Source organism: Bacillus sp. TH25, assembly GCF_016650935.1.
Taxonomy (GTDB): domain Bacteria; phylum Bacillota; class Bacilli; order Bacillales; family Bacillaceae_G; genus Bacillus_A; species Bacillus_A mycoides.
In genome coordinates this window covers 84,325-106,214 of record NZ_JAEKEU010000037.1, presented here as the reverse complement: position 1 = coordinate 106,214, position 21,890 = coordinate 84,325, and the positions used below count along the sequence as shown (strand labels likewise).

19 protein-coding genes, 1 pseudogene and 1 riboswitch are annotated in these 21,890 nt (G+C 34.3%); of the genes and pseudogenes, 6 read left to right on the top strand and 14 right to left on the bottom strand.

The window, feature by feature from the left end:
- Window positions 1–142: 142 nt before the first annotated feature.
- From JFT89_RS19560 to JFT89_RS30915, 8 genes and pseudogenes are all read right to left on the bottom strand, one after another.
- A complete protein-coding gene (locus JFT89_RS19560) occupies window positions 143–832 on the bottom strand; it encodes a Crp/Fnr family transcriptional regulator (RefSeq protein ID WP_001081909.1) in 690 nt (229 codons plus the stop codon).
- A 201-nt stretch (window positions 833–1,033) separates the two neighbouring features.
- Window positions 1,034–1,996, bottom strand: coding sequence for a carbamate kinase (gene arcC, locus JFT89_RS19555; RefSeq protein WP_002016692.1), 963 nt, complete (start codon window positions 1,994–1,996; stop codon window positions 1,034–1,036).
- A 37-nt stretch (window positions 1,997–2,033) separates the two neighbouring features.
- A complete protein-coding gene (gene arcD / locus JFT89_RS19550; RefSeq protein WP_002016693.1) occupies window positions 2,034–3,449 on the bottom strand; it encodes an arginine-ornithine antiporter in 1,416 nt (471 codons plus the stop codon).
- Between the two features lie 99 nt (window positions 3,450–3,548).
- Window positions 3,549–4,547, bottom strand: coding sequence for an ornithine carbamoyltransferase (argF, locus tag JFT89_RS19545; protein ID WP_000930304.1), 999 nt, complete (start codon window positions 4,545–4,547; stop codon window positions 3,549–3,551).
- 30 nt (window positions 4,548–4,577) lie between these two features.
- Window positions 4,578–5,810 (bottom strand): arginine deiminase, encoded by a 1,233-nt coding sequence (arcA, locus tag JFT89_RS19540; RefSeq protein ID WP_000682324.1) that lies wholly within the window; start codon window positions 5,808–5,810, stop codon window positions 4,578–4,580.
- A 268-nt stretch (window positions 5,811–6,078) separates the two neighbouring features.
- Entirely contained in the window at window positions 6,079–6,528 is a 450-nt protein-coding gene (gene argR, locus JFT89_RS19535; protein ID WP_000711835.1) for an arginine repressor, read from the bottom strand.
- A gap of 153 nt (window positions 6,529–6,681) precedes the next feature.
- Window positions 6,682–7,608 (bottom strand): methyl-accepting chemotaxis protein, encoded by a 927-nt coding sequence (locus JFT89_RS19530; protein ID WP_483862147.1) that lies wholly within the window; start codon window positions 7,606–7,608, stop codon window positions 6,682–6,684.
- Window positions 7,609–7,620: 12 nt separating this feature from the next.
- Window positions 7,621–7,809: pseudogene (locus JFT89_RS30915) on the bottom strand (HAMP domain-containing protein); the annotation flags it as partial.
- Between the two features lie 376 nt (window positions 7,810–8,185).
- On the opposite strand from JFT89_RS30915, the gene JFT89_RS19525 reads away from it, so the two are divergent.
- The 3 genes from JFT89_RS19525 (at window position 8,186) to JFT89_RS19515 (ending at window position 10,610) form a co-directional block, all read left to right on the top strand.
- Window positions 8,186–8,908, top strand: a complete 723-nt coding sequence (locus tag JFT89_RS19525) for an amino acid ABC transporter ATP-binding protein (protein WP_002063621.1) — start codon at window positions 8,186–8,188, stop codon at window positions 8,906–8,908.
- Window positions 8,909–9,029: 121 nt separating this feature from the next.
- Window positions 9,030–9,824 carry an ABC transporter substrate-binding protein gene (locus tag JFT89_RS19520; protein WP_201040468.1) on the top strand — a complete coding sequence of 265 codons (795 nt, stop codon included), beginning with the start codon at window positions 9,030–9,032 and terminating at the stop codon, window positions 9,822–9,824.
- A 93-nt stretch (window positions 9,825–9,917) separates the two neighbouring features.
- Window positions 9,918–10,610, top strand: coding sequence for an amino acid ABC transporter permease (locus tag JFT89_RS19515; protein WP_002151598.1), 693 nt, complete (start codon window positions 9,918–9,920; stop codon window positions 10,608–10,610).
- Between the two features lie 50 nt (window positions 10,611–10,660).
- Here the strand turns inward: JFT89_RS19515 and desB are convergent, their stop codons facing one another.
- Window positions 10,661–11,746 (bottom strand): Delta(10) desaturase DesB, encoded by a 1,086-nt coding sequence (gene desB, locus JFT89_RS19510; RefSeq protein WP_016096998.1) that lies wholly within the window; start codon window positions 11,744–11,746, stop codon window positions 10,661–10,663.
- A 579-nt stretch (window positions 11,747–12,325) separates the two neighbouring features.
- Between desB and JFT89_RS19505 the strand changes: the two genes are divergently transcribed.
- Together JFT89_RS19505 and JFT89_RS19500 are read left to right on the top strand one after the other, a co-directional pair.
- Window positions 12,326–13,852 carry an FAD-dependent oxidoreductase gene (locus tag JFT89_RS19505; RefSeq protein WP_002016701.1) on the top strand — a complete coding sequence of 509 codons (1,527 nt, stop codon included), beginning with the start codon at window positions 12,326–12,328 and terminating at the stop codon, window positions 13,850–13,852.
- 142 nt (window positions 13,853–13,994) lie between these two features.
- Complete coding sequence (locus JFT89_RS19500; RefSeq protein ID WP_002016702.1) at window positions 13,995–15,296, top strand: MFS transporter; 1,302 nt, start codon at window positions 13,995–13,997, stop codon at window positions 15,294–15,296.
- A gap of 166 nt (window positions 15,297–15,462) precedes the next feature.
- Here JFT89_RS19500 and JFT89_RS19495 read toward each other — a convergent pair whose 3' ends face one another.
- Together JFT89_RS19495 and JFT89_RS19490 are read right to left on the bottom strand one after the other, a co-directional pair.
- The gene (locus JFT89_RS19495; protein ID WP_016096997.1) at window positions 15,463–16,245 is read right to left on the bottom strand and encodes a nucleotidyltransferase domain-containing protein; all 783 of its coding nucleotides are present in this window, start codon (window positions 16,243–16,245) and stop codon (window positions 15,463–15,465) included.
- A 111-nt stretch (window positions 16,246–16,356) separates the two neighbouring features.
- Complete coding sequence (locus JFT89_RS19490; RefSeq protein ID WP_016096996.1) at window positions 16,357–17,466, bottom strand: PRK06851 family protein; 1,110 nt, start codon at window positions 17,464–17,466, stop codon at window positions 16,357–16,359.
- 149 nt (window positions 17,467–17,615) lie between these two features.
- Window positions 17,616–17,728: riboswitch (SAM riboswitch) on the top strand.
- 85 nt (window positions 17,729–17,813) lie between these two features.
- Here JFT89_RS19490 and JFT89_RS19485 point away from each other — a divergent pair.
- On the top strand, window positions 17,814–18,446 hold the full coding sequence (locus JFT89_RS19485) for a cyclase family protein (protein ID WP_002063612.1): 633 nt from the start codon (window positions 17,814–17,816) through the stop codon (window positions 18,444–18,446).
- A gap of 25 nt (window positions 18,447–18,471) precedes the next feature.
- On the opposite strand, the gene JFT89_RS19480 is transcribed toward JFT89_RS19485, so the two are convergent.
- The 3 genes from JFT89_RS19480 to JFT89_RS19470 all read right to left on the bottom strand — a co-directional run bounded on the left by JFT89_RS19480 (window position 18,472) and on the right by JFT89_RS19470 (window position 21,720).
- On the bottom strand, window positions 18,472–18,855 hold the full coding sequence (locus tag JFT89_RS19480; RefSeq protein WP_033706346.1) for a hypothetical protein: 384 nt from the start codon (window positions 18,853–18,855) through the stop codon (window positions 18,472–18,474).
- Window positions 18,856–19,084: 229 nt separating this feature from the next.
- The gene (locus JFT89_RS19475) at window positions 19,085–20,311 is read right to left on the bottom strand and encodes an ATP-binding protein (protein ID WP_201040467.1); all 1,227 of its coding nucleotides are present in this window, start codon (window positions 20,309–20,311) and stop codon (window positions 19,085–19,087) included.
- A 143-nt stretch (window positions 20,312–20,454) separates the two neighbouring features.
- Entirely contained in the window at window positions 20,455–21,720 is a 1,266-nt protein-coding gene (locus tag JFT89_RS19470; protein WP_002063609.1) for a hypothetical protein, read from the bottom strand.
- Between the last annotated feature and the right edge of the window lie 170 nt (window positions 21,721–21,890).

Below are 21,890 nucleotides of genomic sequence, written 5' to 3'. Positions count from 1 at the left end.
CTTTGCTTTTTTATTATCGATTTTAGCTATTATTACCATACTATACAATCATTTTATAGAGGATAATGTAAAAAAGTTCCTTATAAATATATAAAGAACCTTATTAATATACAATATGAATTAGAAAATCAATATGCAATTTTCACATAGAGATTTCCTCAAAATATGTTGGGTTATGTATTGTAATTTTTTTATCCAGAATTGTAACAATACTATCATTTTTTAATTGTTTTAATACGCCGCTAACCGTCTCTCGAGACGTACCAGATATTTTCGAGATTTCAATTGTTGTAAGTGGGCATGAAATTACAATTGTTTCGCCACTCTGTTCTCCTAAATCCTGCATTAAATAATTTAATGTTTGAATGACCCGATCTTGTGCATTAGGAATTGTAATATTTTGTACTCGATTTTCGTTTAGTTTTAATATCGATGATAATTGCTGAACAACGTACATTAATTGCGTCCTACTAGATTTCACCATATCTTCGAAAATTACTGTCGGAATATAATATACTTCTACATCTGTCATCGCTTCTGCCGTATAGTTATATCCTCTGTCTGTGAACATACCACCATAAGGAAAAATAGAATACCGCTTTACATAGTCATCATATAATAAATTTCCACTTTGATTTACCCGCTCTAACTTTACAAAACCATCTAACATGAAGTAAATTCTTTCTCTTGAATCCCCTTCTAAAAATAAAAATTGACCCTTTTTGTAAGTTCGCCAATAGACAAACTCCGTCAAACCTTTCAATTTCTTTTCTGTTAAATGAGCAAATAATTCAAACTGCTTTAAATCTTTAACTACGTTCCGTCTGTTCATAAAATTCCCTCTCTCTTGCTGTATGTTGGAGCGAAAAATTAAGAAAGCGTATTCAAATTAAATTTTATCATAATTAACTTATATATTCGGATTTCATCATGAAAACTTTATGAACAATGAGTACAAAAAATATTAATAAGTAAAAAGAATGAAGTTACTAACTTCACTCTTTTTTTACCAATAAGTAGATTACATAATTATTTAAACATACATGCATACATCCTGTTTAGAAATAATAGTACCAGCTTTTTCTTCTAGTGCTTCATATACTTTTTCTAAAGACGTAATAATTGTTTTTCGTTTTGGATTTGTATTAACAAAATTAATAGCAGCTTCAATTTTTGGAAGCATACTTCCCGCAGCAAATTGTTTTTCTTCAATGTATTCTTCTAATTGATTCACTGTAACATGCTCTAATTTTTTTTGATTCAGTTGATTATAATTCACATACACATGATCAACTGCAGTTAAAATTACGAGCGTATCGGCATCTACTAATTCAGCTAGTTTCTGCGCAGCGAAATCTTTATCAATAACTGCTTCAGTTCCTTTTAACCCTTCTTCGGAATCAATTACTGGAATTCCACCACCACCAACAGCTATCACTATATTTCCATCCTCAACTAAAGAATTAATTACTTTATGCTCATGAATACTTACAGGCTTCGGTGATGGAACAACACGTCTCCACCCTCTGCCAGCATCTTCTTTAAACACTGCTTTTGTTTCTTCCATTAATCTTCTGGCCTCTTCTTCTGTATAAAAAGGACCAATTGGTTTAGTTGGATTTTTAAATGCCTCATCTTTTTCATCCACGACAACGCGTGTTATAACCGTTGCTACGTCTTTTTTTATATTCCGTTTTTTCAATGCCTTTTCAATCGCATTTTCCATCCAATATCCAATCATCCCTTGGCTCATTGCACCACAAGTATCTAATGGCATTGCAGGTGTCTTTTCCGTTTCTGCAGCTTTTTGCTGTAATAAAATATTTCCCACTTGTGGGCCATTTCCATGCGCAATTACTATATCTACATCATTTTCCATTATTTTCACAAGTTGTTCCGCTGTTTTTTCCAGCGCTTCTTGCTGTGCCCCTGCAGTAGCTTTTCCAGACTGTATCGCATTTCCCCCTAGTGCAACTACAATTTTTCTTCGTCCCATATTTCAGCCCTCCAGTTGATTTCGCTTTCACAACGCTTTATAAAGTAATACTGCCTGTAATTAATCCATAAATCGCAAAGAATGCTAAAGCACCAATTGCTACCGATGATGCTAATTCCACTCGAGTAAATATTTGCTTCGAACTCTTTTGCTTTTGAACATTGTAAAAAATAAAAATACCTGGCGCATATAAAGTCATTGTTAATAATAAATACTCTAAACCAGCTGCATAAACTAACCACACACCATAAATACTTGCTATCAAACCAATTATTATATTTTTATTTCGATCCGCTTCTTCAGACTTTAAGCTATGCTTCAGTTGATAAAATGCTGAAAAAGCATATGGGATTAAAATAGCTGAAGATGCTAACGAGAATGCAAAGTTATACGCCTGATCGGAAACAACGAATGTTAATAAGAACATTTGAATTAAGCCATTTGTTATCCATAATGAATTTATTGGAGCCTTATTTTTATTTTCTTTTGCAAACCATTTTGGAAATACTCCGTCTTTAGCCGCCAAATACGGAATTTCAGATGCGAGTAAAGTCCAACCTAACCAAGCACCTAATACAGAGATAACTAAACCTAAATTAATAAAGATAGCACCCCATTTTCCAACAACACTTTCAAATAAATAAGCCATGGACGGATTTTTTAAATTAGCAATATCTGCTTGCTGCATAAGTCCAAGAGACAGTAATGTAATTAAAATGTAAATGATGAGTGTACCAACTAAGCCAATAACCGTTGCTTTCCCTACATCACTTCTATTTTTTGCTCGACTAGATAAAACAACAGCCCCTTCTACCCCAATGAACACCCATAAAGTTACAAGCATTGTACTTTTAACTTGGCCGCCAACCGCTCCCCATGAAAAAGAACCAGTTTGTCCCCAAAATCCATCTAGGAATGTATCAATATGAAACGCGAAGATTCCTATGACAATAAATACAAATACAGGTACTAATTTTGCGATTGTAGTTACTAAATTCACAAGTGCTGCTGATTGAACTCCACGTAAAATTAACATGTGAACACACCATAATAATACGCTTGCACCAATAATGGATGCTACATTTTGACCGCCTTCAAAGATTGGGAAGAAATACCCTAATGAAGAAAACAATAATGTGCCGTAAGCTACATTACCAAGCCAGGCAGATAGCCAATATCCCCACGCACTATTAAACCCCATAAAATTACCAAATCCTGCTTTTGCATAGCTAAAAATACCACCATCTAAATCAGGCCGTTTTACAGTTAGATTTTGAAAAGATAATCCAAGCGCAATCATCCCAATTCCTGTTATAACCCAACCAATAATAATGGCTCCAGCACCAGCACCTTTTGCCATATCACTTGCTAAATTAAATGCTCCACCGCCAATCATAGACCCCACTACAAGCGCCGTTAATGTAAACAACCCTAATTTCTTATCTTCACCCATTCCACTCACCTCTCTTTAATTGCAATAACACTACGAAAGCAATAGTGAATGATAGTGTCTAAAGGAGGAGAAAGAAGAAAGGAAGACTCCCTTTCTTCTTTACTCCATGTTGCCTAAAGTAGCTGCCATAACCGCTTTAATTGTATGCATTCTATTTTCAGCCTGATCAAATACTTTTGAATGTTTACTGCGGAATACTTCGTCAGTTACCTCCATTTCCCTCAACCCATATTTTTCATAAACTTCCTCACCATACATCGTTTCAACATCATGAAATGCAGGTAAACAATGTAAGAAAATCACATTTTCATTTCCTGTTTCTTTAATCATTTTCATATTTACTTGATAAGGTTTCAATAACTCGACACGTTCAGCAAATTTTTCTTCTTCCCCCATAGACACCCATACATCTGTATAAATTACATCTGCATTCGCAACAGCTTCTTCCACATTACTTGTTATCATTACCTGTTCATTATATTTTTTTGCTAAATCAATTACTTCTTGCTCTGGCCATAAAGATTCCGGTGTACAAATACGTACATCCATTCCAACGATCGCTCCACCAACTAGTAAGCTATTAGCAACATTATTTCGTCCATCTCCAACGTAAACGAGCTTCACATTTTTTAATTTCCCTACATGTTCTCGAATTGTTAATAAATCTGCAAGTGTTTGTGTTGGATGCCACATATCTGTTAATCCATTCCAAACCGGCACACCAGAATTTTGTGCTAAAGATTCTACAGTTTCATGATTAAATCCACGAAACTCAATTCCGTCAAACATGCGTCCTAACACTTTTGCTGTATCCTCTACGGATTCTTTTTTCCCAAGCTGAATATCACCTTTCCCTAAATATTCAGGGTTCGCCCCCAAATCTGTACATGCTACTGTAAATGCACATCGCGTACGAGTAGAGGTTTTTTCAAATAATAGCGCTACATTTTTACCTTCTAAATAATGATGTGGGACACCGTTTTTCTTTTTCTCTTTTAATTCTGCTGCTAAATCTAGAAAATATAATAATTCTTCTTGTGTAAAATCTTTTTCAGCTAGAAAGCTTCTTCCTTTTAAATTTGGTCTAGTCATTAACATACTTCATCCCTACTTTCTCCGTTATTTATACTAAATATCTTTACGAACAATTGGCATACTCATGCAACGTGGACCCCCACGACCACGAGATAATTCCGAACTTAGCACCTCAATGACTTCTATACCATGTTCCCGTAATAACGTATTGGATACATAGTTGCGATCATATGTAACAACTACACCTGGCGCAATTGCTAATGTATTAGAACCGTCATTCCATTGTTCACGAGCGGAAGCAATTGCATCTCCTCCTCCACAAGGAATAAGAACTAATTCACTTAAACCTAATACCTCTTTTAATGCTTCCATTAAAGAAGTACGATGTGTAATTTTAAGAGTTTCCACATCTGGGCCTTTTTCTAAAATATAAATATTCATATTTCCTTTTGGCCCTTGAATGGCTGGGTGAATTGTAAACTTGTCATAATCAACCATTGTAAACACTGTATCTAAATGCATAAATGCTCGGCATTTTGGAATTTCTATCGCTAACACTTTCTTAATTTTATTTTGTCGGCTAAAAAGATTTTTAGCTAAACGTTCAATTGCTTTAGCTGACGTACGGGCAGATACTCCAATTGCAATTGTTTCTTCATTTAAAATTAGCTCATCGCCACCTTCAATCGGAAACTTATAATCACGATCTAGCCAAATTGGCACATTGTGATTTGCAAATCTTGGATGATATTTAATGATGTACTCCATGAATAATGATTCACGTCTACGCGCCGGTTCTCTCATCTTATTTATCGTTAAACCATCGCCCACGCTAGCTGCTGGATCACGAGTAAAATATAAATTAGGCATTGGGTCTAAGTAAAACGGATAATGATCTTCCATTAATTCGTATAAATGTGTCTTCTTACTTGTTTCAATTTCGTTTTTCCGTACACCACCCATAATTTTTTGAATTAATTCTTCATTTGAAAAGGAAAGTAAATATTCTTTTAAAGTTTGATGTGCAACATTTACGTCAGCCTGTCCTTCTTCTAAAATACGATCAACAAATTCTTCTCGAAGTTTTTTATCTACTAATGCCTCAGCAGCTAGTTTTTCTAAATAAAGAACTTCAACACCCCGATTGCGTAATGTTTGTGCAAAATAATCATGCTCTTTTTGAATAATTGGTAAGTATGGAATATCGTCAAATAATAATTGTTGCAAATAATCTGGCGTTAAGTTTTCCACTTCTTTACCAGGTCGTTTTAATAAAACTGTTTGTAATTCCCCAATTTCTGAAGTAACATGTATCGGATGCTTCATTTGTTGTACCTCCTTTGAAATATGTTTGATGTCTTACAAGTACATAATAAATGCTACGCGCTTTCATCTTTGTGAAAACATCCACATTATCATTGTGAAATATTAAACAAGTTGTTTTTTTAAAATCATATAAATTTGTATTTTTATAACATTCCATCCCGCTTTTTCAATAAAAAAATACATATATTACGCATATATGCTGAATATTTAACTTCCGTATTTTTAAAAAATCCTGTTTTTAATTTTTATTAAAAACAGGATTTTGCATCTAAATAATTAAATTTAACCTTTCTTCTAAAATCTCCCTATCTGATTTCGACTGAGAAATTATAAGGCATGTATCATTTCCACATATACATCCTATTTTTTCTTTCCAATCTAACTCATCAAACAAAACACCAATAACATGTGCATTACCGGGTAATGTTTTAATAACCATTAATTGATCTACACAATCAATTTTTACAACAACCTCTCGTAATTTTTTCTTTAACTTTATATCAGTTTGTAAATGCTCTTCTGAGAAAAATTTATATATCATTAATCCTTCTTGAGAAGGTACCTTCGTTAAGTTTAACTCACGAATATCTCGAGAAACTGTAGCTTGTGTTACTAACACATCTTTTTTTGCTAACAATTCTACTAATCTTTCTTGCTTCTCTATTTCATACTCCTTTACAAATTGTTTAATTAATCGTTGTCTTTTTTCTTTTTTCATAAAAGACACCCCTTTTAATATTATAGCTCGCTATAATTTTCATCCGAAAGGGATAGAAAAGAATGTTGCGGAAACGTTCATAGTTTATACTTTTTAACTGTAGATATTAAATCTAGCTAAAAAAAGAGAAGAACAGCATTCTGTTCTTCTCTTTTACATTGAAAACCGTTCAATTGTTTGTTTTAAATCCGCTGATTGCTTCTCTAAGTCTTTTAATAATTGATCGATTGCTATCATATTTTTAGACTGTTGCAGTGTCACACGTGCCACTTCTTGTGAACCAGCTGACGTTTCTTCCGCAATTGCTGCTACAGCCTTTGTTTGTGCTCCTGTTTGATGAATGTGACTCACTTGTTCATTCATATAACTACTAATTTGCTTGGTTGCATCGGCTACTTCCATAACACTTGATGACATTTCTTTTAAAATTAATTCTGTAGCTTCTCCGCGTTTCGCCTCTTCTTTAGCTGTCTTCACCTGCTCTGTCATTTTCAATGCGACTTGCTGTACTTCATCTTGCATATTCCGTAATAACTGCGATATGTTTCTTGCGGAATGATCACTTTCATCAGCAAGTTTACGTACTTCTTCTGCTACAACCGCAAAGCCCCTTCCATGCTCTCCTGCACGAGCTGCCTCAATAGAAGCGTTGAGTGCTAATAAATTCGTTTGGCTAGCAATCTCACTCACAACAGAAACAATGTGTTCAACTTGTTTCATTCTCTCTTCTAATTTCTGTACATTTTCCATCGAATCTTCATTTTCTCTCGCCAATGTTTGAATACCTTGAATTAAAGACGTAAAGACACGTGTACTTTGTCCTAAAGCTTGAACCATTTCTGAAGACAACTCGTCAGACTGTTTTGCTTTTCCTTCTACTTCATTTGCAATAGAAGTCGTTGTATCAACAGTAGAAACGATCGCTTGAATCGATGCTGCTGATTGCTCGGCACCGTAAGAAATCTCCGCAAGAGTTTCAGACACACCTTGTGCTTGCTTTGTCGCTTCACCTGTTTGTTTTCTAATTTGCTGAACTTGATTATTTGTATACGAAAATGTAGTATCGATATTTTTTACCATGTCCCTTAAGTTCCCTAGCATCATATTAAATGCAACACTTAAAGATTTAATCTCATCATCGGTCTTTGGCAATGGGACATCTTCACGAATATCACCTTCAGCCGCTTTCCTTGCCGCTTCTTCCAACTTTCGCAGTGGTTTAATTAAAAATATTGCTGCCCCATACGCTAAAATTCCAGACCATACTACACCTAATAACATAACGATAATATTATAAACAGTTTGACTTACATAACTTTGAAAGTAATCATATATAACGTAAATGAAAATTAAACTTGTTGAATATGTAATGAAAGCTAAAACTGTAGTAAATAACATAAGCTGTATACGCAAGCCAAAGGAAAATGTTTTTCTTTCTTTTCCCATCTCTTCTTTCCCCCTTCTTATAAGCAATATAAGTACTACCTATATATTATTATCCATATTTTCGTTATAGAAAGATATAGGGATTTTAAAAATCATTATTTCTTTGAATATTAAATCCCCCTGAAAAAAATAAAGGATTCTGACAATTTATGACTAATAACAGAAATAAGGGGCAACATTTGTAAAATATATTTTTGACTGGGGGTTTTGTATGATTCAAGTTCGAAATCTAGTAAAATCATTTGGCTCACTTGATGTTTTAAAAGGAATTGATTTAGAAGTAAAAGAAAAAGAAGTTGTTGTTTTAATCGGTGCCAGTGGTTCCGGCAAAAGTACATTACTTCGCTGTCTTAACTTTTTAGAAATATACGATGAAGGTGAAATTCACTTACAAGGTGAACGAATTGATCTGAAGCATTCAAATTTAAACAAAGTCCGTGAAAATGTCGGTATGGTTTTTCAACATTTTAACCTCTTTCCTCATATGACCTCACTAGAAAACATCATAGAAGCACCTATTCACGTAAAAAAATTGGAGACAGCAGACGCGAAGGATGTTGGGAATCAACTCCTACAAAAAGTCGGCCTACAAGATAAGGCGGATGTAACTCCTCACCTACTTTCAGGTGGTCAAAAACAACGCGTTGCGATTGCACGAGCTCTTGCTATGAACCCTAAAATTATGCTATTTGATGAACCTACCTCAGCCTTAGACCCTGAACTCGTTGGAGAAGTATTGCAAGTTATGAAAGAACTTGCTGAAGAAGGAATGACAATGGTTATTGTTACTCATGAAATGAATTTCGCAAGAGATGTAGCTGACCGCGTCATCTTTATGGATGACGGGAAAATTGTAGAGGATGCTTCGCCAGAGCAATTTTTTTCCGCTCCATCACATGAACGGGCAAAGCAATTCTTACGCAACGTTTTATAAGGTAACTTCTGTTTCAAACGTAAAGAAATACATTCATACGGGGCACAACTAATTGTCCAAATAAAATATCTCGATAACATACTTAAAACCATCCGTATGATCAATATATAGGAGGGGTTTTATGAAAAGAAAACTATTAACCATTGTTGCGAGTATTACATTATGTACATCCTTCATACTAGGAGCCTGTAGTAAGGAAAGCTCTACTACTTCATCTAATAGTAAAAAGGAATTTCGTTATGCGATGAGTGGTTTATACAAACCTTTTAACTATAAAGAAAATGACGGGAAACTTGTCGGTTTTGATGTAGAAATAGGTGAAGCTCTCGGGAAAAAGATGGGAATGAAACCTGTTCCTGTTACAAATCCTTGGGAAACATTGATTCAAGGACTACAATCAAAAAAATATGATGTGATATTAGGAAGTATGGCTATTACAGAAGAGCGATTAAAAGCCGTGAATTTCTCAAATCCATATTATCGCTCTGGTGCACAAATTTTTGTAGCTAAAAAGAATACATCTATCTCTTCTCCAGAGGACTTGAAAGGTAAAAAAATAGGTGTTGTAAAAGCAAGTACTTTCAAAACCCTTGTTGCAAAATATACAGATCAAATTACAGAATATGATAGTGATATTACTGCACTTATGGACTTAGAACCAGGACGTGTAGACGCAGTTATTACTGATCAAATGGTTGGTCTTCGTATGATTAAAGAAGGTAAATCCAATATAAAAGAAGCTGGAAAACCGTTAAACCTTGATGAAATGGGAATTGCTATTCATAAAGACAATAAAGACATGGTCGAAAAGGTAAATAAAGCGCTAGATGAAATCATTAAAGACGGCACGTATGAAAAAATCAGTAAAAAATGGTTTGGGCGTAATATTCTTGGAGACGAGGCAAAAACAAAGTAAGTTAGCCATTTAGAGATTTCATAAATCATGCCCCACTTTGTATGTGGGGTATTTCATTCCCTACTAAAATCCATACAATATGAGGTGACACATATGTTTGAAATTTTTATCTCTACCTATCCCACACTGTTAAAGGCTACTATTGTCACATTACAATTAACATTAACATCCCTATTACTCGGTTCACTAATTGGATTACTAGTCGCTTTCTTTCGAATCTCTAACAATAAGGTTTTAAATAGTATTGCTCATGTATACATCGCCATTATTCGTGGTACACCTTTAATTGTTCAAATCGCGATTCTCTATTTTGGGATTACATCCGTTGTTGTTTTTACCCCTTTTTGGGCAGGAGCAATTGCTTTAGCAATTCATAACGGTGCATATATTACTGAAATTTTCCGCGGATCCATTCAGTCCGTTGACCGGGGACAATTGGAAGCTGCTCGCTCTTTAGGTATGCCTTACCCTTTAGCTATGCGCCGAATTATATTACCACAAGCATTTCGTCTGTCTCTTCCCCCTCTAGGGAACCAATTTATTATTGGATTAAAAGATTCTTCTCTTGTTGCTTACGTAGGATTGTCCGAATTATGGGGATCAGGTTTATCCATCGCTGCAGGTAACTTCCAACAATTAGATACATATATAATCGTTGGTTTATATTATCTCGTACTTGTTCTTCTATTTACTTATTTTGTTAATCTTCTAGAGAAACGACTACAACGGAAAGAAAATAACTCTGTCCAAGTCAAGACAAAGAACAAGAAAGAAGTTTCTTTATAACAAAAAGCAAGCTCTAAGAGAGCTTGCTTTTTCATCGTAAAATATATCTATTATTGATTTGCTTTTTTTATAGTCTCTTTTTCCTCTATATGTTCCTCACGATATGAAATATTATGAGGATCCAATCCATTTCCTAAAGAACCATAGAAATGCTCCCTATGCGGATCAACTAATTCACTTCCGTGATAATACACACGTGGTGTATTCCAAAGTGCTGCCAATGCTTTTGTCATCGGCATTTCGTGATAGCGTTCCGGCCACATTTCTTTAATTTTATCTTTTACTAATGGATAGTATTTAGAACTCATAGCAGGAAACAGATGATGTTCTGTATGGTATGAGAAATTGAAATGTAAAACGTCTACCCAGCGCGGTACTGTTACTGATAAACAGTTTGCTAAAGGATCATTTACTGGAACAATAGGATTTAAGCGGTGATTTGTTGCGATATACGCCATTACAATAAAGTTAGCAATTAACAACGGAATCACGTATGCAAAGAACCACTTTGTAGGTCCCATAATAAACAATAAACTAATCCAAACTGTCCAGGGCAAAAGAAGTTGAAGCCATACAGATTTTTGATTGGATGACTTAAATTCTTTTATAAAATGAAAGAACATTCGAGTCGAATGTAACGTAAATTGAATTGTTAGTGACAGGAAACTAAAGAATGAACGTACATGAAGAGGCATGCGATATACCCAATTCAAAAACTTACTCTTTTTCAGTTTCTCAAATGTCGGCCATGCATCTGGATCATTCTCTTCATGCTGTGTGTGAACATGATGCGTTGCATTATGCCACTTTCTCCAAAGTTTTGGGCCAGTTGATAATGGCATAAATGCTATCGCACCTAAAAAATCACGAAGCCATGCCTTTCTTACAACTGTTCCATGTAAAATTTCATGTCCTAAAAATCCAAGTGAAGCAAAACATAATCCAAGAACAATTGCAATTCCTAGATTTGCCCACACATTCAATTCAAATACACCGATCGTTATTAAACCAGCCAATGCCACAAGTAAATAAGCCAGTCCACCAAATAATCGATTAGGAACTGGTTTAAATGCTTTTTTCGGCAAATGTGGTGCTACACGTGCTGCATACCACCCAAACGTATGAAGCTCCTTCATCCTTTTGCCCCTTTCTTATGCCGCGCCCCGCGCAACTTGCATATATCAATTCTTGCTTCCAGATTGATTTTACTACGTGATCCAAAAAGCATTTATCATAAGGAAAATATACTCACTCTATCGTCACTTAATTTTCGCTTTTATTATCAATGAAAAACATTTCTCTTTTTACTCTCTATCAACCTTTCCACATGATGAATCATAACAATAGAATTTCTATATTGTCAACAACTTTTATGACCTAGTAATAAAAGTTGGTTATATTTTTATAATTATACTTTATTTCACTAAAGAAAAAGCATAGATTTCATACGGCTTTATCAGGTATATATACATATCCACTTAAACAACATAGACTCTATCTTATTCAAGAACTCTCTATGTAATCAACAAATGGAATCACTTGAATTTAGCTTTATATAAATCCTACTTCTTCATACTTCCCCAATAAAATAATTATATTAAAATATTTTTTTCTTTCATTTAGTAAAAATAGAACGCTACAAAAACAACATACATGAATTCCATATAATATGGAAATATTAAAAGGAAAATTGTTCTAATTTGGAGGTTTTCAAAATGACAGATGACACATTTCCACAGTTACCATCATCCTATTGGATTGAATCTACTCAATTTCCTACTTTTCCTCATTTATCCGAAAATATAAAGACAGAAGTTGCTGTTATCGGAGCTGGTATTACAGGCATTACCACCGCCTATTTACTCGCGAAAGAAGGAATGAAAGTCGTTTTAATTGATTCTGGTTCTGTTTTAAATGGAACAACTGGGCATACAACCGCAAAAGTAACAGCTCAACATGATCTTATTTATGATGAATTAATAAACAATTTTGGTGTTGAAAAAGCCAGGCTTTACTACGAATCAAATAGTAAAGCTCTACAATTCATAAACGAGACTGTACAAACATATAAAATCGACTGTAATTTCACAAATGAAGATTCGTATTTATATACAACTACCAATAATGGCCTGCGAAATTTAACGAAAGAATATGAAGCCTATCAAAAATTAAATATTCCTTGTGACTATGTTCAATCCCTGTCGATTCCTATTCCCGTACAATCTGCACTTGTGATGAAAAATCAAGCCCAATTCCATCCCCTCCTTTATTTAAAAACACTTTTAGAAAAGTTTGTGGAAATGGGCGGAAAAGTTTATGAGCAAACAACAGCCATTGATGTGGAAAAAGGAGATTATCCACAAGTTATTACAAAGGGTGACCATCGCATCACTTGTAAATATATTGTCTCTTGTTCACATTTTCCTTTTTATGATGCTAATAGCTTTTTCTTTACGCGAATGTACGCAGAACGCTCCTATGCCCTCGCAATAAAAGCAAAAACGGATTATCCAGGGGGCATGTATTTAAGTATCGATGATCCAAAACGCTCCATACGTTATACGACAAGCAATGGAGAAAAGTTGATATTGATTGGCGGAGAGAGCCATAAAACAGGCCAAGGAATTAATACGATGCTTCATTATGATGCACTATATTCCTTTGCTGAATCTACTTTTGGAGTAGATGAAATTCCTTATAGATGGTCAGCGCAAGATTTAATCACGCTAGATAAACTCCCTTATATCGGACATATTAACGAAAGGAATCCAAATATATTTGTGGCAACTGGATATCGTAAATGGGGAATGACGACTGGAACTGCAGCAGCTCATTTACTGAAGGACTCCATTCTAAAAGTCCACAGTCCATATAAAGAACTGTTTGCACCATCACGCTTTCATGCAAATCCGGATATAAAAACTTTCCTCTCTCAGAACATTGATGTTGCTAAACACTTAATTGAAGGAAAAATTGAAACCGCATTACGTAAGCCAGAAAATCTTGAAGTTGGCGAGGGTTCTGTTGTACATGTCAACGGTAAACGAGCAGGTGCTTATAAAGATAAAGAAGGAAAATTACATATCGTCGATACAACTTGCACACACCTCGGCTGTGAAGTTGAATGGAATAGCGGTGATTGTACTTGGGATTGCCCTTGTCACGGTTCCCGTTTTTCAATTGATGGGGATGTTATGGAAGGTCCAGCAGATCAACCATTAAAGCGAGTTGATAACGAATAAAAAAACAAAGAAGTTCAACGGGAATCCTGTTGAACTTTTTTATTTTTCATGACACCTTTTCATATAAATTTCGACATACGCAGGGAAATATTAACATTAAATAAAATAATATATTCATCTACAAATAAAAGGAGTGAATACTATGCAACCTTCTGCTCCACCTCATCTAGAATCTACAGAAACTATCTTTTCAAGTTCTATTACAAAACTTGTTGTTTTTATTTGTTGGCTAGCCATTCTAGCTGACGGATATGATTTAGGTATTTACGGCGCCGTTCTGCCAAAGCTCCTAGAAGACAAAAGCTGGGCACTATCACCAGCCCACGCTGGAACAATTGCCAGCTATGCTTTATTTGGGATGTTTATTGGTGCTATTCTAGTTGGAACCATTACAGATCTAATTGGACGAAAATGGACACTTATATGCTGTTTAGCCCTTTTTTCTATCACAATGGGCTTAGCTGCAATTGCTCCTTCTCCTGAATTATTTGGGTTATCTCGATTTATCGGAGGAATCGGATTAGGCGGTGTTATCCCAACGGCTTCAGCACTTACTGTTGAATATTCACCAAAAAAACGGCAATCTTTTATTTATGCTCTTATGTTTACCGGCTATCCTTTAGGTATCGTGTTAGGCGCTATTTTATCCATGTTTATGCTAGAAGATTTCGGATGGAGAATTATGTTTGGCATCGGAATGATTCCGCTACTCCTCATTCCTTTCATTATTCGTTATTTACCTGAGTCCATTCAATTTTTATTATCGCGAAATCGACAAGAAGAAGTGAATAAAATTCTTAATCGCTTTCAAATTGAATTCCATGTAAAAGATGAAATTCCTGAAACACCATCTAATATACAAAAGAAAAATGGATTTCTTACGTTATTCTCAAAAGATTACATAAAAGCAACACTACTTTTTTGGCTCACTTATATAATGGGAATGTTTTTAATATACGGTTTAAATACTTGGCTACCACAGATGATGCGCCAGGCAGGATACCCTCTTGGATCTAGTTTATCATTTCTACTTATACTAAATATTACTGCAGCTATCGGTGCATTATTTGCTGGGGCGATTGCCGATCGTATAGGAGCAAAAATTGTTATTAGTATCTCCTATCTTATGGCAGCCATATGTATTGGACTATTAACAATTAAACCATCTGTTACAATCATTTATCTTTTAATTGGTCTTGCTGGAATTGGATCAGTCGGTATTACTCAAATATTAAATGCTTATGTAACACAATACTTCCCATCACATATACGAGCTACCTCCTTAGGCTGGGGACTTGGACTTGGCCGAGTTGGTGCGATTGCTGGCCCTATTCTTGTCGGTATTATTATGACAATGCAATATGACTTGGCGTGGAATTTTTACTTATTCTCCTTTGCAGGTCTTATCGCAGCTATATCTGTTTTCTTTATTCCTACAAAATAAAGTGAAACTTTAATCAGTGGGGGGGTGTTCATCCCCCACTGATTATTAGCCCTCACCAATCGGGCGTTTACGGGCAGTTGACCTCCCACCTAACTTCTTCGCTCCAGCCGAATCTTGAGGTGGGAGTCTTACTGCCCGTTAATGCGGGATAAAAAAGAGCACAAACTCACTTGTGCTCTTTTTCATATACTTCAAACAACATGTTTCTAAATAATGTATTCAAACTCTCAATATCAATTCCTAATCCCTTTTCAATCCCTTTCACGTATTGCTGATAATAATCAATTTGTTCTTCTAAAAATTGATTTAACACCTGAATTTTCAATCCAACATCTAATTCAGTACCTGCTTTTTTCTTTATTAACAACTTTTCAATTTCATCTAATACGCTACGTTCTAATTTTAATTCTGTAATCAATCGGTCAAATTCTACTGGAGGTAATGTCCCTTTCTCTTCTAGCCACTGACAAGCTAAAATAGGACGTAATACATAAAAGTACTTTTTCAACTTTACATTCTCGCCTTGCAAAAATTCACGATAATTTTTTGAAGCCATATGTAAGTAATGATATATCGTTGCTTTTGGATCAAAATTCTTTTCACTCATTTGCTGAAGCTGCTCTGGAAAGTTAGAGTTTTTCGAATAAAAAATTGGTGATCGAATCCACTCAAGTAAAGCTGGATTTGACTTCGCGAATAGTTGCAATGCCTTTTTAATATCCCAGCCACTTATATCTAAGTCATCGCTAATCGGATATTCAATTACATCACGTTTATCATGAATTGATAAATACCATTCTACTGGATGTATATAAACAAACCTAACATCATAATCGCTATCTTTCGATGGAAATCCCCAAGCACGACTCCCTGATTCCACTGCAAATAAAATTTTCACATCATTCTCTTTTTCAATTCTTTCTAACTCTAATTCAATTTTCCCTCTCATTTCATACCATCCCCATTTTTTGATTATTTCCTTGGAAATTCGACAAATATACTACTAATTTTACTACACACTAAAATAACTGCCAGAATTTTTCTGACAGTTTAACAAAACCTATTTTTTCTTTTCAATTACAGTAGCGGTAATTCGTTCAAACTCTTTTTGAATTTCCTCTTTATATGCATCTACTTTTGAAAAATCCATAGCAGCAATATAAATTCGTTCTAATTTATCACGAACTGATTTTGCTTTTGCTAAGAAAGACATCGCCTCATTCATTTTTGCTTTATATTGAATGGAAACGTCACGAATTTCTGTAGCATACTTCTCATCCGTCCCTGGTTTAACAATAAGAGCATACATATCTATAATCTCATCACCTTCGCGACTTGGAAAATATTCATGTGGTGCGGTACTATCAAAAATTGCAAATCCTAATTCTCTTACAATAACCATATCAAGGCTATTCGGGTCAAATCCACAATGATATACTTCAACATCAAAACCTTTTTCTTCTGCTGCCTTTGATAACTTTTTGAGCATTGTTGATTTTCCAGAGCCCGGGCGTCCTTTTATAAAATAACGATGTGGTAATCCTTCTGTTAAATTAGGAACAAAATCAACTGCTCCTTTCGGTGTAGCAGCTCCTAAAAAACGATGTTTCACAATCGATTGTTTTCCCTTTTTATCTGCAAATAATTTCTGAATTAGCTGTTCTGTTAATTCATTTGCTTTATTAAAATCAATGTTATTAATATATATTTTCTCCCACTCATCATGTATAACTAACGCCTCTTTAAAACATCCGTAAGCAGATTTGAAAGCCTTGCCCGCTTCTAATACAAACCGTTCAATTTCTAACTTCTGCTTTCTTAATTTCTTTGAGTCCCAAGCAACTCCTAAATTTATATACTCTTCAATAACTCCTGGCATTTTCGGCTCAATAACATGCGGTGATGTTCCATCCACAATTCCTACTTTTAGTTTCGGAATAATCACCCCATCAACTGACTTATTATCAGAAGAACAATGCAAAAGTTCAATATCATATCCTTTTTCAACCCATTCACGACCTATTGCCTTAATTAAAGAAGATTTTCCCGTTCCTGGACCACCCTTTAAAATAAACAACCTGTCTAGCCCCTTCAAATTCTCTTCGTATAAGCTGTGAAATCCTCTAGCTGTATTTCCACCGGCATAATAATTCAATACATTCCCTGTCACTGCACTCACTCCTTCGCAGCATTCTACTTACATAAGCTACAATATGCGAAAATCTTTATTTGGGTGAATACCTATTTTGTATTGCGCGGAAAAAGGAAATGAATTACAATTTAAATATCACGAATATTCCGAATTTAAAACCGAATAAACCTTTATCAAGAGAGGCAGAGGGACCGGTCCTTTGAAGCCCAGCAACCTCAGTTTATGCAAACTGAATAGGTGCTAATTCCTGCAAAATGCATTGCATTTTGGAAGATAAAACTCAACTAGTATGTAAAGCTCATCTTTCTTGATTATGAAGGATGGGCTTTTTATTATTTGAAAAAAATATATTGGAGGTATGTAAAATGAAAGTAATTGATCTATCACAAACGTTTGAAAATAATATGTCTCAATTTCCTGGAACACCAAAAATCCAACTAGAAGCCATTACAAGCGTTGAAGAAACAGGTTATCAAGTTACGAATTTTCATTCTGTCGTTCATGTTGGTACGCATTGTGATGCGCCTGCTCATTTCATTTCAGGCGCAACCACTATTGATCAATTACCCCTAAATCAATTTGTAGGCGAAGCTGTTCTTATCGATGTGACTCATGTTCAAGAGCGAAAATTACCTAAGGAAGTATTACGTACTGTCGACATAAAAGAAGGCGATATTGTCATTTTCCATTCCAATCTATCTAATAAATGGAATACCGAAGCTTATGAGAAAGAAGCGTTTTATCTTTCCGAAGAATTAGCTGAAGAACTAGTTCAATTAAAAGTAAAATCTGTCGGTTTAGATTTTATTTCTCCTGATGAGGTAACGACAGAAACATCACCGATTCATCACATACTGTTAGGAAATAATATTTACTTAATTGAAAACTTAACAAACTTAGATGCCATTAAAGCGAAACGATTCTTTTTCTCAGCAGCACCTTTAAAAATTAAAAATAGTGACGGTGCTTTCGCAAGGGCATTCGCTGTTATTTTTTAAACATGGTCTACAAAAAAAGCAAAGATCACTTTTGACCTTTGCTTTTATATTTTTTATTTAAGTTAAAAAAGAATTGTTCCACCCTTGGGCGTATCCAAGCTAAATAATCTTTATCTTTCTTCTTTGTACAAACTATCTCTTCTCCATCTACCATTTCGACAAGTTCTAGCTCTAACAGTTGCCTCGTAAATGCTACCATATTTACTTCTTCTGCTGGATACTCTTCTTTTAATTTCTCCTCAATTTCTCCCAATAAAAAACCGTCACGCATCATTGCTAGTGCATCAATCCAAAGTGGCGGCATTTCATATGTCTCTCCTGTAATCGTATCTTTTACAATATAGTTCTTTTGCTCTTTTCGAAATTGAATCGTGTGTAAACATACAGTCGAATTTAATGTTAATTCCATCATACCACCCCTTTCATCATATCTGCATAGAAAAAAGGATGCGCGTGCACCCCTTCTTTTCTTTTCATAACACTACTGAACCGTTACATGAGCTAAAGGCTCTATGTCGATATTTTCCTCCATTATAAACGAAGTTTTTTATAAAAAAAACCCTTCTTGAAACATTTTATAAAATGTTTATATTTACACAACAAGAACACTTTTCTGAAAAGTAATTTCGTCTAATGCACTACACTGTTGGTAAATAAATTTCCACTTTCGTTCCTATCCCCATACTACTTTCAATCGCGATACTCCCTTGATGTTCTTCAATAATTTTATATGTAATCATTAATCCAAGACCTGTACCATTCTCTTTTGTTGTATAAAAAGCTTTTCCGATCTTTTCTATTTTCTCATTTTCTATCCCAATACCTTGATCTTCAACAGAAATACACAAGTTATCTCCAGCTTTTTCATATGCCATAATCTGAATATTCCCGCCTCCTGGCATCGATTCAATTCCATTTTTGATGATGTTTAACAACACTTGTTTTAATTGCTTATCATCACCATTTATAACGGGTAAATTTCCATCTACTTGCAAATGAAATTTCACTTTATATTGAGTCGCATAGCTTTCCATTAACTGTACAACATATAAAAGGATTTCCCCTATATTACACCATTCATAATTTGTTGGTTTCGGTTTTCCTAATAACATCAATTCACTAACAAACCCATTAATTCTCTCAATTTCTTGCAGCATAATCTCATAGCTCATCGTATCTTCAGGATTTCTTTCTTTTTGAATTTGTGTAAATCCTTTTAAAGCTGTTAATGGATTTCGAATTTCATGAGCGATTGTTGTAGACATAGTCCCAATAACCGCTAAATTTTCTGTCTCTTTCATACTGTTCATCATCTCAACAACTGTCCTTACATAAGATTGAAATCTCTTTAATAAAGAATGCGAAATGATGAAAAAGAATATACATAATACAAGCGGAATCACAACTTTTACATCTTGTAATATCAAAGTAAAAAATACATATTTTCCAATTACACTACAGGAAACGAAATAAAAATATTTTCTGTTCACGAAAATCGGTGCAAATAGAATTAAAAATATTTCAACCATATTTCCATTTTCAAAAACACGATCACTGTGTAAATAAATCATTAAGTTATTAATAAGATCAATAAGCATGTACCCAATTAAAAATAAGTATTTCACAAAATATACATAACCTTGTTTTTGAAGATATATTGAAATAGGAAATAAAGATATTACTAATATATATACACCTATTCCCATACCACCTTCTGGCCACCCTACCCTTGCTTCATTAATATTCATAGCGGGATAAACAAAATAATAGATAACGTCATATAAAAAGAATATAATATAGAATAATAATATAAATACTTTTAAAGCTTCTCTTTCTTCATAAATCAAGCTCTTGTATTTGTTCATATAAAAACTCCTCTTGATCAATACCAAAAAACATTTCAAGTGTTATCTCTTTAAATTATAATTATGAAATTGCTTTCAGGGCAACATGTAACCTTCTAATACTAAAAGGAAGGAGATACAGCTCCTTCCTTTTCAGTTACAATTTATATCCATCTTACCCTATTATTTAGCAATCCCTCTGTAAAATTATTATGTCCTACTACAAAATCCTTCATATATAAATTTAAATATTCCCCATACTTACTTTCAGTATTTAATAATAATTCTTCTACATAATAAGCGCCTTGTCCAAAAGTATCTAACAGTAAACTACATAAGCCAGCATAAATTCCACACCCTACTTGGAAGTACGTCGCATTTGTTTTATATTTTTGAAAAACTTGGCTACTATTCATTACATTATACATGTATGTCTCATTATGTTCATAAACGAGTAACACACCGACTAAATCTTCTCCTATAATATCATCTTCTGCTGGATTAAATACTTTACGATTCCAATTCCATAAATTCCCTACTTTATCCAAGTTCTGTCTAATTAAGTTTGTTGTATACTCATTAATCCGATAAAGAAAACCCACTTCCATATTAAAAGATTTCCCTAAAATTAAAACTTCTTCATGTGGCATTAAGCAACCATAAAATTCTTTTTCACCTAACTTTACTTTATACTCTGAAGCATATACATCCTCATAAAAGTAAAGTGGACGATGATGACTCATATACATAGGATAACTCCATATCGCTTCATCAAGAAAACGCTCAACTGCCCATGATGCATAAAGTGTATGAGGTTTTATAAGCTCTTTATCATTCAAAAATGAATTATCATGTTCTACAATATAGCAGGCTCGCGGCTTTTCATTTGGACGTTCTTTCATAAGCTCAACAACCATCCATTGAACAACACCAGGATTCATACCTGAGCCTATAATCGCTCTTGTATTTGTAAATGTTTCTTTCTCCTTCTCAAACCTCGTATACCTTTCCGTAAGCTGAAAACCAAGTAAACTATCGTCTTGATCTACTGCCTCATTTTCCAAAGCCGAATTAATATAACAAATGCCAAGTTCATTACAACAACTCAGTACCCTAATTGTATCTGCACCTGAAACATCAATAACAACCTTCGTTCTTTTTTCCTTTAAATGATGTTTAAATTTGACTACATCTTGAAGGTTTATTTCATATAAAAAAAATTGCTCTTTCAAATTTGGAAACAACTCATCATAATAACTTTTATCTTTTTGTTTTATATCCACCAAATGGAAGTTCACATTCTTTATCACTTCATAAATTGGATCTTTTTCATTTACTACCGCTTGATTCAAAATTGCTAACACTGCTTTTGCTGCTCCACCAGCACTTCCAAGTAATGTAATCGAAAACGAATTTGGAAACTGCTCCACAAACAAAACCCCTTTAATAAAGTAGTTGAGCAGCACTTCCTCAAAAAGTGAGTTGAATACACCAAAAGGTAGCTCGTACACCTTTAGTACAAGATTGCCCCTTCAAAGATCACACTAACATACCTATATGATATTCAATTCATTTTCCCCCTCATATCCAAATCGAATTA

What these genes read in the sequence shown, in the direction of transcription:
- JFT89_RS19495 (WP_016096997.1), bottom strand. Translation starts at nt 16,245, where the DNA reads ATGAGAGGGAAAATTGAATTAGAGTTAGAAAGAATTGAAAAAGAGAAT.
- argF (WP_000930304.1), bottom strand. Translation starts at nt 4,547, where the DNA reads ATGTTAATGACTAGACCAAATTTAAAAGGAAGAAGCTTTCTAGCTGAA.
- argR (WP_000711835.1), bottom strand. Translation starts at nt 6,528, where the DNA reads ATGAAAAAAGAAAAAAGACAACGATTAATTAAACAATTTGTAAAGGAG.
- JFT89_RS19475 (WP_201040467.1), bottom strand. Translation starts at nt 20,311, where the DNA reads ATGAACAAATACAAGAGCTTGATTTATGAAGAAAGAGAAGCTTTAAAA.
- arcC (WP_002016692.1), bottom strand. Translation starts at nt 1,996, where the DNA reads ATGGGACGAAGAAAAATTGTAGTTGCACTAGGGGGAAATGCGATACAG.
- arcA (WP_000682324.1), bottom strand. Translation starts at nt 5,810, where the DNA reads ATGAAGCATCCGATACATGTTACTTCAGAAATTGGGGAATTACAAACA.
- JFT89_RS19480 (WP_033706346.1), bottom strand. Translation starts at nt 18,855, where the DNA reads ATGGAATTAACATTAAATTCGACTGTATGTTTACACACGATTCAATTT.
- JFT89_RS19530 (WP_483862147.1), bottom strand. Translation starts at nt 7,608, where the DNA reads ATGGTAAAAAATATCGATACTACATTTTCGTATACAAATAATCAAGTT.
- JFT89_RS19485 (WP_002063612.1), top strand. Translation starts at nt 17,814, where the DNA reads ATGAAAGTAATTGATCTATCACAAACGTTTGAAAATAATATGTCTCAA.
- JFT89_RS19500 (WP_002016702.1), top strand. Translation starts at nt 13,995, where the DNA reads ATGCAACCTTCTGCTCCACCTCATCTAGAATCTACAGAAACTATCTTT.
- desB (WP_016096998.1), bottom strand. Translation starts at nt 11,746, where the DNA reads ATGAAGGAGCTTCATACGTTTGGGTGGTATGCAGCACGTGTAGCACCA.
- arcD (WP_002016693.1), bottom strand. Translation starts at nt 3,449, where the DNA reads ATGGGTGAAGATAAGAAATTAGGGTTGTTTACATTAACGGCGCTTGTA.
- JFT89_RS19520 (WP_201040468.1), top strand. Translation starts at nt 9,030, where the DNA reads ATGAAAAGAAAACTATTAACCATTGTTGCGAGTATTACATTATGTACA.
- JFT89_RS19525 (WP_002063621.1), top strand. Translation starts at nt 8,186, where the DNA reads ATGATTCAAGTTCGAAATCTAGTAAAATCATTTGGCTCACTTGATGTT.
- JFT89_RS19515 (WP_002151598.1), top strand. Translation starts at nt 9,918, where the DNA reads ATGTTTGAAATTTTTATCTCTACCTATCCCACACTGTTAAAGGCTACT.
- JFT89_RS19560 (WP_001081909.1), bottom strand. Translation starts at nt 832, where the DNA reads ATGAACAGACGGAACGTAGTTAAAGATTTAAAGCAGTTTGAATTATTT.
- JFT89_RS19505 (WP_002016701.1), top strand. Translation starts at nt 12,326, where the DNA reads ATGACAGATGACACATTTCCACAGTTACCATCATCCTATTGGATTGAA.